Source organism: Paenibacillus glycinis, assembly GCF_009909185.1.
Taxonomy (GTDB): Bacteria; Bacillota; Bacilli; order Paenibacillales; family Paenibacillaceae; genus Paenibacillus_Z; species Paenibacillus_Z glycinis.
This window is the reverse complement of record NZ_JAAAMV010000013.1, coordinates 113,234-127,838: the sequence shown is the minus strand read 5'-3', so window position 1 is coordinate 127,838 and position 14,605 is coordinate 113,234. Positions and strand designations below refer to the sequence as shown.

The 14,605-nt window shown below is 60.8% G+C and carries 13 protein-coding genes; all 13 read right to left on the bottom strand.

All coding sequences use genetic code 11. The annotated features are described in order from the left end of the window. Positions 1-38: 38 nt before the first annotated feature. Positions 39-899 (bottom strand): hypothetical protein, encoded by an 861-nt coding sequence (locus tag GT019_RS17460; protein WP_161744470.1) that lies wholly within the window; start codon positions 897-899, stop codon positions 39-41. A 289-nt stretch (positions 900-1,188) separates the two neighbouring features. Continuing rightward, a complete protein-coding gene (locus tag GT019_RS17455) occupies positions 1,189-1,929 on the bottom strand; it encodes a glycerophosphodiester phosphodiesterase (protein ID WP_161744469.1) in 741 nt (246 codons plus the stop codon). 26 nt (positions 1,930-1,955) lie between these two features. Beyond that, on the bottom strand, positions 1,956-2,789 hold the full coding sequence (locus tag GT019_RS17450; protein WP_407945087.1) for a carbohydrate ABC transporter permease: 834 nt from the start codon (positions 2,787-2,789) through the stop codon (positions 1,956-1,958). A gap of 99 nt (positions 2,790-2,888) precedes the next feature. Next, positions 2,889-3,761, bottom strand: a complete 873-nt coding sequence (locus tag GT019_RS17445; protein ID WP_161744468.1) for a carbohydrate ABC transporter permease — start codon at positions 3,759-3,761, stop codon at positions 2,889-2,891. Position 3,762: 1 nt separating this feature from the next. Then, positions 3,763-4,833 (bottom strand): ABC transporter ATP-binding protein, encoded by a 1,071-nt coding sequence (locus GT019_RS17440; protein WP_161744467.1) that lies wholly within the window; start codon positions 4,831-4,833, stop codon positions 3,763-3,765. After that, the gene (locus GT019_RS17435) at positions 4,787-5,701 is read right to left on the bottom strand and encodes an HAD family hydrolase (RefSeq protein ID WP_161744466.1); all 915 of its coding nucleotides are present in this window, start codon (positions 5,699-5,701) and stop codon (positions 4,787-4,789) included. Before GT019_RS17435 ends, GT019_RS17440 begins: the two co-directional genes overlap by 47 nt. A 160-nt stretch (positions 5,702-5,861) precedes the next feature. Beyond that, positions 5,862-7,241: an ABC transporter substrate-binding protein gene (locus GT019_RS17430; RefSeq protein WP_161744465.1), complete on the bottom strand. Its 1,380-nt coding sequence runs from the start codon at positions 7,239-7,241 to the stop codon at positions 5,862-5,864. A 169-nt stretch (positions 7,242-7,410) separates the two neighbouring features. Then, the gene (locus tag GT019_RS17425; RefSeq protein ID WP_235948446.1) at positions 7,411-8,148 is read right to left on the bottom strand and encodes a glycerol-3-phosphate responsive antiterminator; all 738 of its coding nucleotides are present in this window, start codon (positions 8,146-8,148) and stop codon (positions 7,411-7,413) included. 17 nt (positions 8,149-8,165) lie between these two features. Next, a complete protein-coding gene (locus GT019_RS17420) occupies positions 8,166-9,005 on the bottom strand; it encodes a metallophosphoesterase family protein (RefSeq protein ID WP_161744463.1) in 840 nt (279 codons plus the stop codon). Between the two features lie 382 nt (positions 9,006-9,387). Then, positions 9,388-11,367: a glycoside hydrolase family 127 protein gene (locus GT019_RS17415; RefSeq protein WP_161744462.1), complete on the bottom strand. Its 1,980-nt coding sequence runs from the start codon at positions 11,365-11,367 to the stop codon at positions 9,388-9,390. A gap of 60 nt (positions 11,368-11,427) precedes the next feature. Then, the gene (locus GT019_RS17410; RefSeq protein ID WP_161744461.1) at positions 11,428-12,234 is read right to left on the bottom strand and encodes an HAD-IIB family hydrolase; all 807 of its coding nucleotides are present in this window, start codon (positions 12,232-12,234) and stop codon (positions 11,428-11,430) included. 158 nt (positions 12,235-12,392) lie between these two features. Beyond that, complete coding sequence (locus tag GT019_RS17405) at positions 12,393-13,433, bottom strand: Gfo/Idh/MocA family protein (protein WP_161744460.1); 1,041 nt, start codon at positions 13,431-13,433, stop codon at positions 12,393-12,395. After that, the gene (locus GT019_RS17400) at positions 13,430-14,467 is read right to left on the bottom strand and encodes a zinc-dependent alcohol dehydrogenase family protein (RefSeq protein ID WP_161744459.1); all 1,038 of its coding nucleotides are present in this window, start codon (positions 14,465-14,467) and stop codon (positions 13,430-13,432) included. The genes GT019_RS17405 and GT019_RS17400 overlap by 4 nt, the downstream gene beginning before the upstream one ends. Positions 14,468-14,605 lie beyond the last annotated feature (138 nt).

Sequence of the window (14,605 nt, the reverse complement as noted above, 5' to 3'; positions counted from 1 at the left end):
ATTTCCTCCACATCCGCAAAAATAGCGAGCACATGGTCTTATAACGACGCCAATGCCGCATTCACGATCGATTCCTTCACATATCTCGGCAGTTCATGACGATCATGTTTCAAAGCATTCGGGTTTATCGCGATCGTGCTCCCTTCGTCTGCCTTGGTCTTGATAAATTCCGCTAACGCATCCACCGGATTGGAGGCGTCCCCCAGCAGCAATGATCTTACGTTCCCCGCCAGCCTGCTCGGCTCGATGGCTTGGAATTGCAACTTGCCGTTCGTAAGCGCGGCGTGGGCCGCATAGCGATCAAAATGATTCACGATTGTCCAGGACGGCCATGCTCGCCTAATCTGCTCGGCAATATTCGGAAGATCATCCGCATGCCAGAACGCCAAGCTCTTCGCTCCGATATCCAAATGGAAGCCGCCGGTCGGAAAATTCTCAGTCCATTCACGCAGCGCAAGCGCACGGTAACCATGAGCCCGATCAATCTTGTCGACCATCGCGGGGCCCGCGAATAAATACGGCTTGATCCCATCGCTCAAGGGAAAGACGAGAAGCTCGTCATCCGGGAACTTCACGCTGGCCGCGGTGTCAACCCAGGTTCTCTCTTCGGGCGGCGCCAGGCTTGTATCCGGCGCGCCGGCTTTCTTCTCCTTTAAGACCGTTTCTTTGGCAACCCCTACATAAGACGCTAAGTCCGCGATCCCTTCATGTGCCCAATCGATTTCCCATCCTTGCCAGACGCTTCTCATGCAAGCCAGATGAAGATCACGCAGCGGAACGTCGTAACGGATATCCTCGCCTCCGTAGAACAGAAGCTTCTTCCGGTCTATATCCAGAACGGCTCCGCCTTCCGCCCATATCTCGTTCAACCAGCCCGACTCGTCGACCTTGGTCTGCATGCGGATAAATCGGAGGGCATGCTCCGCTCCCCAAAACAAATCGGTCGGCAGCGTGTTCGCGCACCAATGGCTGTAGTACAATTCATACGAATGATGGTTGGCAATAAGCAGATTCGCCCTTTGTCCCATGACACGCCTCCAGTTCTATCGCCTTGCGATATTCAACCTCATACTCCGAATCCATATACCGCAATCGTACCACATACTGGAATCGAAAAAACCGACCCTAATAGGGCCGGCTTGCCGAACAGCAATTCCTTATTCTTACATCGTATTCCAAGCGATTCGCCTAAGCCCGTACCCCATCGCCCCACACGATCCGCAGCACCCGGTCCGGGTAATTCGTCGTAATCCGCATCCCCGGATACGCCTTGATGATCCGCGCCAGCACCTCCGGCTCGTCTACCGTCCAGACGCCTAGGTCGATCCCGAGAACTGCCATCTCTTCTGCCAGCTCGGGCGTCATGAACGCATAATGCATCGACACGCTCGTTGCCCCCGTATAACGAAGCTGCTCCGCGAGCAGCGTCGGCTTGCCGAGGAAGATCAGGCCCGTCGCGATCGAAGGGTCCAGCCCGTACGCCCGCTTCATGGAGTCGTGATTGAAGGACGAGAGCACGACCTCGTCCTGCATGCCATGCCGCTGAATCAGCGAGACGACCTTCTCCTCGATCCCCGCGTATTCATTGGCCAGCATCTTCAGCTCCACATGCAGCTTGCAGCGTCCCTTCGCGAGCTCCAGCACGTCTTCGAGCGTCGGAATCCGCTCTGCCGCGAATTCGGGCGCGAACTTGCCGCCCGCATCCAGTTGGCGCAGCTCTTCCAGCGTATACGCCTGGACCAGGCCCGAACCGTTCGTCGTCCGGTCCAGCGTATGATCGTGAATGACGACGGGCACGCCGTCCTTGGACAGGTGCACGTCCAGCTCGATGATCGCGATATCCGGCTCGCCGAGCGCCAGCTTGAACGCCGCCATCGTATTCTCGGGCGCGACGCCCGAACATCCGCGGTGTGCTACGATCGTTACCATGATTTCATTCATCCCTTCTCATGCTCTTATTTTACGCCGTTATACACGAACGCCTTGATGATCTGCCGCTGCGACAAGAAGAAGACGATCAGGATCGGCGTGACCAGAATCAGGTTGCCGGCCATCAGGACATTCCAGGTCGCGACGCCTTCGACTTCCCGGATCTTGGCGATGCCGAGCGGCAGCGTCCTTGCCGTCTCGTTGGTGGTCATGACGAGCGGCCAGAAGTAATCGTTCCAATGGGCGATGAAGCTGAACAACGCGAAGGTGACGAGCACCGGCTTCACCAGCGGCACCATGATCCGCAGGATGATCTTCCATTCGGCCGCCTGATCCAGCCGCGCCGCTTCGATCAGCTCGTCCGAGATTTGCATGAACGCCTGCCGCAGCATGAAGATGCCGAAGGCGCTGGACGCGAAGGGCAGGATCAGGCCAAGATGCGTATTCAGCAGCTTGAAGGCGCTCAGCTCCAGGTACACGGGCAGGAAGATCAGCTGGGCCGGAATCATGAGCGTGACCATGACGATCCCGAACAGGAAGCTCGAGCCCGCGAACCGGTACCGGGCGAACGCGTACGAGGCCGGAATGATCGTCAGCATCTGCAGGATCAGGATGCCCCCCGCGATGATGATGCTGTTCGTGAAATACCGCAGGAACGGTCCCGTGTTCCAGGCGTCCGCGTAATTTTGCCAGACGGGATCGGTCGGAATCCACCGCGGCGGGAAAATCATCGTCTCCGGCAGCGTCTTGAGCGAAGTGGAGACCATCCAGATGAACGGCAGCGCGAAGACCAGCACCAGCGCCAGCAGGCAGACCGTGTTGATGACGCGCAGAATGGCGGTCATCGTTTGCCGGATCATCGCTTTGCGGGTACGCACGTAGCTCCGCTGGCTGCCTGCGGCGGCGGTTCCGATATTGCCGATCGTATTGTCTACGCTTTCCAAGAGCTTCACCTCTTCCTAACGGTAATGAACGCGATTCGACAACAGCTTGAAGTAGATGATCGTGAGGATTCCGACGATGACCAGCAGGATGACGCCGGCCGCGGAGGCATAGCCGATCTTGAAGAACCGGAATCCGTACTCATAGATGTAATAGACCAGCGTATTGGTGGAATTGACCGGTCCGCCCTGCGTCATGATCGCGATCGTCTCGAACACCTGGAACGATCCGATCATGTTGATGATCACCAGGAAGAAGATCGACGGCGACAGCATGGGCAGGATCAGCTTCGAGAAGGTCGTCCATGGCTTGGAACGGTCCAGGGAAGCCGCTTCGTAGATATCCGGCGGGATGCTCTGCAGCCCCGCGATGAACACCAGCGTATTGTAGCCGAGCCCCTTCCAGACGGCCACGATCACGAGCGAGACGAGCGACGTGCTCGGATGGGACAGCCAATCCAGCTTGCCGAAGCCCGCGAGTCCGATCACCCAGTTCAGCAGCCCGTATTCGGGATCCATCAGCCAGCTCCACAGCAGCGAGATGGACACGAGCGAGATGATATGCGGACTGAAGATCGCGCCCTGCACGAACCCGTGGAAGAAGCTTTTGCGATTCAGCCACAGCGCGAGGAGCAGCGCGAGTCCGGTCGTGAGCGTCACCGTGAGCAGCGTATAGATCGAGGTATTGGTGAGGACCTGCCGGAAATCCGGGTCCGTCAGCAGGTCCTTGAAGTTCTGGATGCCCACGAAGGTCTTGGTCGGGCTGACGAAATTCCAGTCGAACAAGCTCAGGTAGATCATGTAGAAGATCGGATAGATGAAGAACAGCGAGAACACGATAATCGCCGGCGCGACCATGCTGTACGGACGCAGCTTTTCCCAGGTGCGCATCTTATCTGCCCCCAGCCGCGGCCAGGCGCTTCGAGCTCGCCTCGACGCCGCGCAGCCGTTCGCCGTTCAGCCCGAAATAATAGAGCTGGCCGTACGGAATCGTCACCTTCACGCGGGCGGCCGTCTCGAGCGGCGCGAGGAAGGTTTTGACGAAGAAGACGCCGGTCCGGGACTGGATCTGATAGATATTCTCCGCCCCGAGGCTCTCCCGGGTCAGAATCTCGCCCTCGATCTCGTACCCTTCGATCTCCGCGCCGGCGCCGATCAGCGCCTGCTCCGGACGGAATCCGACATGGCCGACGGCGGCGGCCGAACGAATCTCGATCCCTTGCAGATCCTGCCCATTCATCATGTTCATCGCCGGCGTCCCGATGAACTCCGCGGTGAACCGGTTGGCCGGATCGTGATAGAGCTTCATCGGCGTGTCCGCCTGCTGGATGACGCCCTTGTTCATGACGACGATCTCGTCGCCCATCGACATCGCTTCGACCTGATCATGCGTCACGTAGACGAAGGTGGTGCCAAGACGCTTGTGCAGCTGGATGAGCTCGGTCCGCATCTGGTTGCGCAGCTTGGCGTCCAGGTTGGACAGGGGCTCGTCGAGAATGAATACCTTCGGCTGCTTCACCATCGCCCGGGCAAGCGCTACCCGCTGGCGCTGTCCGCCGGAGAGGTTCTGCGGCTTCTTGTTCAGATGCGGCGTCAAGCCGACGATCTCGGAGATATCCGCGATCAGCTTCTCGCGCTCGCGCTTCGCGATGCCTCTGTTCTTGAGCCCGAATTCGATATTGCCGCGCACGCTCATGGTCGGGTACAGGGCGTAATTCTGAAACACCATGGCGACGTCCCGCAGCCCCGGCGGCGTATCGTTCACGCATTCGTCGTCGATCCAGATCTCGCCGCCCGTCTGCTTCTCCAGCCCCGCCACCATGCGCAGCGTCGTGGATTTGCCGCAGCCCGACGGCCCGACGAGCACGGTGAACGACCCGTCCTTGATGGTCAGGTTAAGATCCTCGATGACGGTCTCATCCTTGAACTTCTTGCTGATATGCTTCAGCTCGATCTTGGCCATCCGCTCTGTTCCTCCTTGTGATGGATTCTTGAATCGCGCGCATGAGCTGCTCCAACTCGTCCAGACGGCGCAGCCTCAGATCCCAGATCTCCGGATCGCCGCTCGGGTAAGGGGAGATCATGCACGTTCTGCCTCCCAGCTTCTTGGCCGGATGCAGGTCGTTCCACGGGTTATCCCCGATCGACAATATCTCGTGCGCTTGGTAGCCTTGCGCAAGCAGCGCGTTGAAATACGCGTGAAGCCCGGCAGGTTTATTCGCGCCGCAGACCACGTCGTCGAACAAATGGCGGATGCCCATATAGCCCATGAACGCGATGCCCGACTCGAAATGGGTGTTGGTCAAGAGGATCTTCTTGTCGACGGCGCCGAGGGCTTCCAAGGCCTCGAACAGCTTGTCATGGCGCTCGAATCGATGCGGGGGAAGGAGCATCTCCTGGCGGACCCGGTCGAAGGCCGATCTTAATTTGGACTCGGGCAGCCGGTATTTGCGGCCGAGCGCCGTCACGACTCCCCAAGGGTCGCCGATCGGAATCAGATGAACCGCCTGCTCGGAGAATGCCCCGTATTCGCGGATAGTCCCCTCCTCGATCGCGGCCCCTTCCCAAGTAAAGCCCCGGACGAAACGCTCGCCTTCCAGCACCAGCCCCACGTCATCCCGCATATGGTAGAAATGGCCGAACCCGATCGCATGCTCACCCGCGATAATCGCCCGTCCGAGGCGCATGGCCTCGTCGGTCGCCTCCTCGTGCTCCGTTCCTTCCAGCAAATACCGGATGTACCGCTCCAGGAACGTATCTTCCTGATAAAGCGTTCCGTCCATATCGAATATCACGACTTTGATCGCAGACAGCCAATTCTCGTTGTACATAAGGTGGTACCTCTCCGCTCGTAGGATAAGAAGGAGAAGACTTCCGCCCAAGCGAAAGGCTCCTCCGCAGCTTCGGCAATTGCCGCAGTAAATACAGTAAACAGGGAGGGACAAGCCCGGCCGCGCGATGGCGCCGGGTCCTCGGACGCGCGTGCCGCGTTTATTTGCTCAGCAGCTTGTTGGCCTTCTCCGCGGCTTCGTTGAGCGAATCCTGCGGCGACACCTTCGGATCGAGAATCGCCTTCTCGATGGCTTCCTTGATGATCTTCGCCACTTCCGGATACGCGTTCTCCATCGGGCGCGGTCTGGCGAACTCCAGCTGGTCCACGGCGACTTTGAACTGCGGGAACTCGGCAAAATGCGCCTTCAGCTCGTCGCTCTCCACGGCGGAGATCCGGGTCGGCAGGTAACCGACATGCTTATGCTGGTAAATGGTGTTTTCCTTCGACGTCATCCATTTGAGGAATTCCCACGCCGCTTCCTTCTCTTCGTCGCTGCTCTTCGACGTGATGACCAATTGGCAGCCGCCGGTCGGCACGCCGTAGCTGACGTTCGACGGCATGAACGCCGTATCCATCTCGAAGCCGTTGCCCTTGGCGATCTCCAGGCTTCCGGTTACGCCGGCCGTCGAGCCGAATTTGAACGCCGACAATTGGTTGGCCCAGTCCTTGTCCGCGGTCGGTCCCGCTTCGTCGCCCATCGGGATCTTGATCAACCCTTCGCTGGACAGCTTCTTCCAGAACTCGACCGGCGCCACGCCTTCAGGCGAGTTGAACGCCGCCGATTTGCCGTCTTCGCTCAGCATGTGGCCGCCGCTTTGGGCGACGAGGCCTTCGTAGTACCAGATATCGGCCGGCACGGTCATGCCGACTTTGCCCTTCCCCTTCAGGACGCGGGAATATTCCTCCAGCTCGTCCCATGTCTTCGGCCCGGCCGGGTCGAGTCCGGCATCCTTGAGCATCGTGACGTTCTTGTACAGGATCGGGGTGCTGCGCATGAACGGCAGGCCGTACAGCTTGCCGTCCACGTAGGCATTGCCCATCAGGCCCGGATTGAAATCATCCAGCTTCAGCTGCTCCTTGTCCCGCTCCGCGTACGTCGTCAGCTCTTCCAGCATGCCCGAGTGGGCGAATACGCCGGTGGACGAGATCTCGAGATCGGTTACCGCGGGCGCGTCTCCGGCCGCGAAGGCCGCTTGCACTTTGGCGTGAAGGTCGTCGTAGTTGCCCTGGTGCTCGGCGACCACTTCGATTTTGTCCTGCGATTTATTGAAGGTATCGACCATGTGGAGCTTCGCTTCTTCGATTTTGTCCCCGAACGCGTACCAGTATTTGATGACGATCTTCTTGGAGGCATCGGCATCCGCGGGCTTCGCGTCCGCTCCGGCCGTGGTGTTGTCCGTATTGGCGCCAGCGTTCGTGCCGGCATTGGCATTCGCGTCCGCCGCGTCGTTCGTGTTCGTGCCGCTCGCTCCGCAAGCCGAAAGCACCCCCGTCATCAGCATTGCAACCGCCGTCACTGCAGTAAGCTTCTTAACCATTCCCTAATCCTCCACCTTTTCTTATCCTGGGATACGACCGGAGGCGCAAAAAAAGAAACCTTAATCCTGCCGAGGACAAGGCATGTCCTCGAGCGGATAAGGTTTCTCCAATACTCCAACCGTTCGCTATTTACTTTTCATAATGAATCATAACCGGCGTTCGTTAAATCTATGTTATCTGGTTGCAAAGATTGTATGAATATTCGAAGAGCGCGGCCAGCCCGCAGCCGATCTGCGCGAGCGGAAGCGTCTTCCGATGGCGCGCGACGGGAGTAGCCGCGTCCGCCTTCCGGCCTTCGGCCTTGACCGGCGCGGGTCCAGCGCATCGCCACAGCTCGGGCTTCGACGTCGAGATCGCGGCCGCGCCGTGCCTCAGACACTCCTCCGCCTGACTCTGCTCGTAGAGCAGGCCGCCGGTAATGATCGGCACCGAGGCGAACGCCTTCACCTTGTCGATCATGTCGGGGATGCGCGCGGGCATGACTTCGATGATGTCCGGCTCGCTCTGGCAGATGCTCTTCGCGATATTGTCCAAGCCTTCGCTGTCGACGAGGAAGAAGCGCTGGACGGTGATCAGGCCCAGCTTCTTCGCGGTTTTCACCACGTTGGTTTTCGTCGAGATGATGCCGGTCGGCTTGATGACCTTCGCGAGATAATCCAGGCCGTAATTGTCCGTGCTGAGGCCCCCGATCTTCTCCAGATGCAGGAAGACCGGCAGCTGATGCTCCTTGAACACGTCCACGTACCCCTTCAGGACGCCGATGTGCCCGGTCAACAGGAAGACCCCGCTTAATTGGCCGCGCAGCGACAAGGCGGTCTCGATATGCCGAGGGTCCTTGATCGAAGCGATCATTCGGTGCGCGACGAGGCCTTCCAGGAAAGCGGCATGGCTCGCGGCGTGCTTCATTCCTTTTCCCTCCGTCATCAAGGCTGTGCCGCAGTCGTCAAGCGAATCTCGGATTGACGGTCCGCGTCCAATCCGCGGGCGTTCGGATTATGGCGGAAATGCGACATATGCAAGTGCATCGTGGCCGCATGCGCCAGCATGGCTTTATCCGTCAGATCCACCGGCGCGATCCGGATCCGCCCGCCCTCCAGCTCCACGATGCGAAAGCCGGGCTCGTCCAGGCAGGCGGCGAGCTGCACGAAGGTCCAGTTCTTCCGCGCGACGATCGAGTTCACGTGCGTATGGCCGTTGAAATACACGCCCGTCCCTTGTTTGCGGTCCAGAATGCGCCACATGTCGATGCTCGGATGAATCGAGCCCTTGTCCATCTCGGATCGGGTCGTGGTCTGATAGACGGGATGATGGCCGAAGACGAGCAGCGGCTTCGTGCCGGATTGCTCCACCATGGCTTCCAGCCACTGCAGCTGCTCCTCGTCGATCCACCCGCTCCAGTCGGCGGTGTCCATCTCTCTGGCCGTATCCAGAAAGACCAGCATCGCCTCGTCCGTGTCGATCGCCCGGTAGCGCTCCTGTCCCGTGATCGCCAGCACCTGCCGGCGCGTCTGCGAGTAGACGTCATGGTTGCCCAGCACGTGAACGAACGTCCGTTCCTCGCGCCGCAGCAGCGCGTACACTTCCTGCAGCTCCGAGGGCGAGCCGAAATTCGTCAGGTCTCCAAGCGATATATGCAAATCGGCGTCCGTGTTCAGAAATCGTTCCAGCAAGGTGTGGTAGAAAGCAGTTCTAGCCTCCGGCAACCCCGGTATCGTCGCATCGATCTCGTGATAATGCAAGTCGCCCATCAGAACCAATCTCATTGCTTCTCTCCTCCTGGAAATCCCCAATTTTTCAAGTGCCATCCTCATGCTAGCGAGCGAGTATTGCTTGTCCATTAAGCTGATATGGTATTTTTGTAAAGGTTTATGAAAATCGGAAGAAGAACCAGACGAAACGGCGCCATTCCGCGGCGAATCGGGTCCTTCGGCCTAGCGCTCCGCCAAACCGCCCGGATTCGACTCGGATGTTCTAACCCCATGCCGTATCGGTTCGCCGTTCGGCTCACCGCCGACCGGCACCTGACATCGTTGCGCTTGCAGCCCGACTGCCTCGTTGATCGCTTGCCGGCCCGCGAACCCGAACAAAGGCGGCAGTCCTCGGACTGCCGCCTTTACTGCTTCCTTCGTATGGCTTGATTCCGATTCACGCGCGCGTGATAGTACGATATAGGCGGTCGTCCCAGCCTTCCGTGCCCGCCGCATGGTCGTACGCGAGCCAGATGTCCATCGTGCCGCGCGACCGATTGTTCCAATACGGATACGGGATGGCCGTCAACGGATGGCCGTCGGCGTCCTCCGTTCGGATGATCACGGCGCCGTCGAAGAAATCAGGGTCGTACCGCGTCTCGAATACGGGCGTGGGCGGCAGCCTGCGGTTCAGGCGCACTTGCTTGTCCAACGCCTCGCGCGCGTAGTTCGCGACGCCCCCGGCGTAACGCTCGTTATCCATGGACTCGAGGCAGTACAGCACCGGCCCCCGTCTGATTGCGGCCCGGTTCGCATGGGTCGTCACCTTGGGATGGGCGCCGATCAGATCGACCGACAGCTCCAAGTCCAGCCGGATGACATCGCCCTTTGCCCATGTGCGGGTTAGAACCGCGTACCCGTTGATCGCGTCGTATGCCGCCTCTTGGCCGTTGACGGCGATCGCGTACCGCGCGCACCACTCCGGAATCCGCACGCGAACGTCGAACCGCGCCTCGCGTTCCGGCGTAACCGCGATCGCGACCGCCCCGTCCCACGGATACAAGGTTTGCTGCTTCAGCCGCACCGGCACGTCCCCGACCCGCAGCGCGCCCTCGCTTGCGATGAATAAATTGACATAAACGCCGTTCCCGTCCTGCGCATAAACGTAGGAAGCCAGCTCCGGCAGCAGCTTGACGATCATCGGCGGGCAGCACGGACAGGCATGCCATTCCCACCGGTTGTGGCCGCCGTCGCTGACGAGCGGGTTCTCGTAGAAATATTTATGGCCGTTCATGGACCTTCCCGCCAGCACGATATTGTACAGGATCGTCTCCAGCTTATCGATGTATCGGCTCTCCCCGGTCGCGAGAAACAGATTCCAGCTGAAAAAGCCCACGCCTACGCCCGCGCAGGTTTCCAAATACCCGTTGTCGGGCAGCTCGTACTCGCCTCCGAACTTCTCGTCGTGATGTATGGCGCCGACCCCGCCGGTAATATGCGATTTGCGGTAGGCGATATTGTCCCACAGCTTCTTGGCCGTCTCCAGGTACGCGGCTTCGCCGGTCGCCAGATGCAGCGACGTCAAGCCCGCATAGAGCAGCGTCGCGCGCACCGCGTGCCCGACGGCTTCGTCCTGCTCCAGCACCGGCTTATGGTCTTGGGCGTATTCGCCGTCATGGGACGCTCGGCCTTCGTGGTTGCCCCGGTTGTGGATCCAGAACGCGGCGAGCGCCAAGTAATCGGATGCCGCGAACGGCAGGTTCAGCGTATCCGCCAGCCCGGGCTCGTCGACGGCCAGCTGGTGCAGCTTAAGCACCGCTTCCTCCGGCAGCGAGTGCGCCGGGACGATATTGCGCTTGGGCGGCGGCCCCATCAAGCCGCTCATATGATTGGCGAACTTGACCGCGACCGCGAGCAGCGACGTCTTGCCCGTGGCCCGGTAATGGTGCACGCCCGCTTCGATGAGACAGCCCGCGTTGTACACGTCGTGCTGCCAGCGCAGATTGCCGCCGTTCTCGCCCCAGCGCTGGGTCGGCCGGTCAAGCAGCGTATACGTGTTGATATAGCCGTCGCCGACGGCATCCTGCGCCGCGGCGATCTTCGCCGCGATCTCGTCGACTCTGCGGTCCAACGCTTCGTCGTCATGAACCGCCAGGATATCCGATATCCCGCGAAGCGTTTCGTAGAGCAGCCCGTCGAACCACGGCTCCCCGCTGTGATAGCCCTCGGCGCCGGCAGCCACGAAGTCGAAGTTGCGCAGGGCGCCGTCCTGCTCGAATTTGTTCAGCACGTCATGCACGGTCGTGTCGCGCAGCACCTTCAGCTTCGGCGCCCAGAAGGCATCGTCGATGCTTACCGAGCGGACCGGCAGGTTGGTCACGGTCTGATGCTTATAGGTTGTCGGCCGCATGTGCGCGTGCGTTGTTTGACTGGACAAGGGGTACACCTCTTCCGGGATGATAAATGATAGATAATAGAGGATAGACTGAGGGCCACGTTATTCTTCGGCCAGCCATTCGCGCAGCGCCAAGGCAACCGTATCGGCCGCATGCGCCGCGGCGCGGCGTACTTCCTGCGGCGAATGGGACATCGCGACGCTGTGCGCGCACGCCCGGAACATCGCCAGATCGTTGAAGGAATCGCCGATGCACGCCGTATCCGCCGGGCCGATCCCGAGCAGCGCCATCAGCGCTTCCGCGGCCGCGCCTTTATCGACGCGCCCGGGCATGACGTCGACGCCGTCCGGATCGGAGAACGAAGCCGTGATCCGGCCGCCGAACCGCTCCCGCAGCCGCTCCAGCATCGCTTGCAGCGCCGGAACCTCGCCGTATACGGAGAACTTCGTGACCGGCATCCCGTCCGCGATGTCCGCCGCGAGCTGCCTGCGCTCGCGCAGCGGCGTCAAGAATCGCTTGCCCACCTGCACGGCACGCGGATTCAAGTCCGCGACGAAATTGCCCTCGGCGCTGCAGATCACGGGGACGAGGCCTTCCTCGTCCGTGAACGCTTGAACGGACAACGCCAGGTCCGCCTCGTAGCGAAACGACCGAAGGACATTGCCGTCCAAGCCGACGAGATCGGCGCCGTTCTGGCAGATCGCGTAGCACGGCACGCCCAGCAGCTCGATGACCTGCACGATCTCCGCGTGCATGCGCCCGGATGCGAGCGCGATGACGACGCCCTGCCGGTGCGCCTCCCGGACCGCTTCGATATCTTCGGCTCGGACTTGCTTCCGGCTGTTCATCAAGGTGCCGTCGATATCGGATAGAAACAGCTTCCTCCGAGTTGATTCATGAACCGTCATGCGGGTCGTGCTCCTCTCCGTTCGTTCCCTGCTCCATTCCTCGCCGCCAGCATCGCCAGGCTCGCGCGCGTCCGCGCGTACATAGCTGCGCTCGTGACGAGCGCGTCCGCGTCCGTCTGCAGGCCGGCCCTGCCTTCAAGGCTCGGGCCGGCACCAGACTACAACTCTCCGACGGTTACCCTTCGACCGCTCTCGAACGAACGGATCGCCGCCTCGGCGACGAGCAGCGCGCGATACCCTGCCGCGGCTTCGACGGGCGGACGCCGCCCGGCGCGAAGCGCTTGGAGCAGCGCGTCCGCGTGCTTGTCGAACGTCCGGTGGAACTCGCGGTCCGCATCGTTGAAGTAGCCGGCCTCCCAGCTCTCTCCGATCTCGCTGCCCGACGCGTGGAACGTGTAGCGCTTCACCGTATCGTGAATGACGGAGCGCCCGCGCGTGCCGTCGATCTCGACGCGGTGCGTGTCGGGATAGGCATACGACGAATCGTACGTGCCGATCAGACTGCCGACCGCGCCGCCGCGGAAACGAAGCGCGAGCGACATCGTGCGGTAGCCGCCGCCCGTCTTGTCCGTCATCTCCGCCATGACCGATTCGATCTGTCCGCACAGATGCTCGAGCATGTCGATGCCATGGCACTGCGTCTCGATCAGATTGGCATGCGGATGCGCGCCGCCGCCATCGCCGCCGAACCGCCAGGAGGCGAAGGTAATCTCGCCCAGGCGGCCTTCCGCGATCGCCGCATAGGCCAGCTCCACCGGCTTGGCGAAACGATGGTTGAAGTTGATCGCGAAGAAGACATTATTCTTGGCGGCCTCGTTCATCAGAATGTCGGCCTCCCGAAGGTCGAACACCAGCGGCTTCTCCACGAGCAAAGGAACCCCCGCCCGGATCACCTCGAGCGTCGCGTCGAAATGCCCCTGATTCGGCAGGCACATGCTGACCAGGTCCGGCGTTTCTTGCGCGAGCATATCCGCGATCCGCGTATACGCCCGAGTGCCGAACGATTCCGCTTTCGCCCGCGTCCGCGCCTCGTCCCTGCCGACGATCGCGCAGAAATCCACGTCCGGCCGGGACGACCAGATCCGCGCGTGCTGCATTCCCCAGCTGCCCGCCGACCGGAAGCCGTCCGGCAGTCCTAGACTGCCCGCGGCGCCGCCGGCTCCGATCAGGGCGACCTTCAGCTTATCCCCCGCGCTCATTGCTCGATCAGCACCTTTCCGGTGTCGCCTTGGAAGAACAGTTCGTACGCTTCTTGAATCCGGTCGATGCCGAACCGGTGCGTGATGATCTGACGGAGATAAGGCAGATGTTCGAGGATGAGCGCGTGATTCTCGGCCAGCTCTTGGTACCGGAAGTATTCGCTGCCGAGGACGGTCCGTTCCGCGGCGATCAGATCGCTCGACACGTCCAGGTTCAGCTCTTGGCCGTGACCGACGCACACGAGCACGCCGCGCTGATTCAGCGCCTGAAGCGCCGTATGGCGTCCCGCCGTCTTGCCGCTCGTGTCGATCGCCGCGTCGACGCCGCCGAAGCCCGCTGCCCGAATGACGTCGTTGGCCTGCTGCTCGGCGAGATTAATCGGGATAGCCCCCATCTGCTTCGCCAGCTCGAGGCGGTACGGCACGAAATCCATGACGAAGACCGGCATCCCGGAGCCGAGCAGCAGCTTCGCCATCGCCAGCACGCCGAGACCGATCGGTCCCGCTCCTCCGATGAGGATGGCTTCGATATCCTGATGCACCTGCAGGGCGCGCTTGATCGCATGGCCGCCCGTGCCCATAATATCGAGCAGCATCGTCGCTTCGCCGAACGGGATCGACGGGTCCATCGGGAAGAACACGTTCTCGTTCACGACCATGTAAGGACCGTATCCCCCGTCATGCGAGAAGCCGTAGTCCGCCCGTTTGCCCAGGCATTGATTGGTAAAGCCAAGCTTGCAGCTGCGGCACTCCCCGCAGAAATCCATCAGGAACACGACGCCCGGCATGCCGACCGCCGTAACGGTCCCTTCGCCGGTCCCGACGACGACGCCCGCCGCCTCATGGCCCGGCGTCGTCGCGCTCCCGTCATAGAACTGGCCTCGGTCGGAGCCGCACAGCGCGTTGGCCTTCACTTCGATCAGCAGCTGCCCCGGGCCCGGAGCCGGGACCGGCTTCTCCCCGTACGCGATCTTGCCCTGTCCCACGAACAGCGGGATCGTCATCGTTTGCGGCGTATTTAGAACTTGGCTCATCTTCTTCACCCTCCGATTGCGATAAGATAAGTGCGGCGACACCAAAATGATGCGGATGCAGGTATAGATAACGTTAACATTAACGATAATGTTAAATTAACACTCCATCATTTTCCTGTCAATACGTTTGGGGGATTT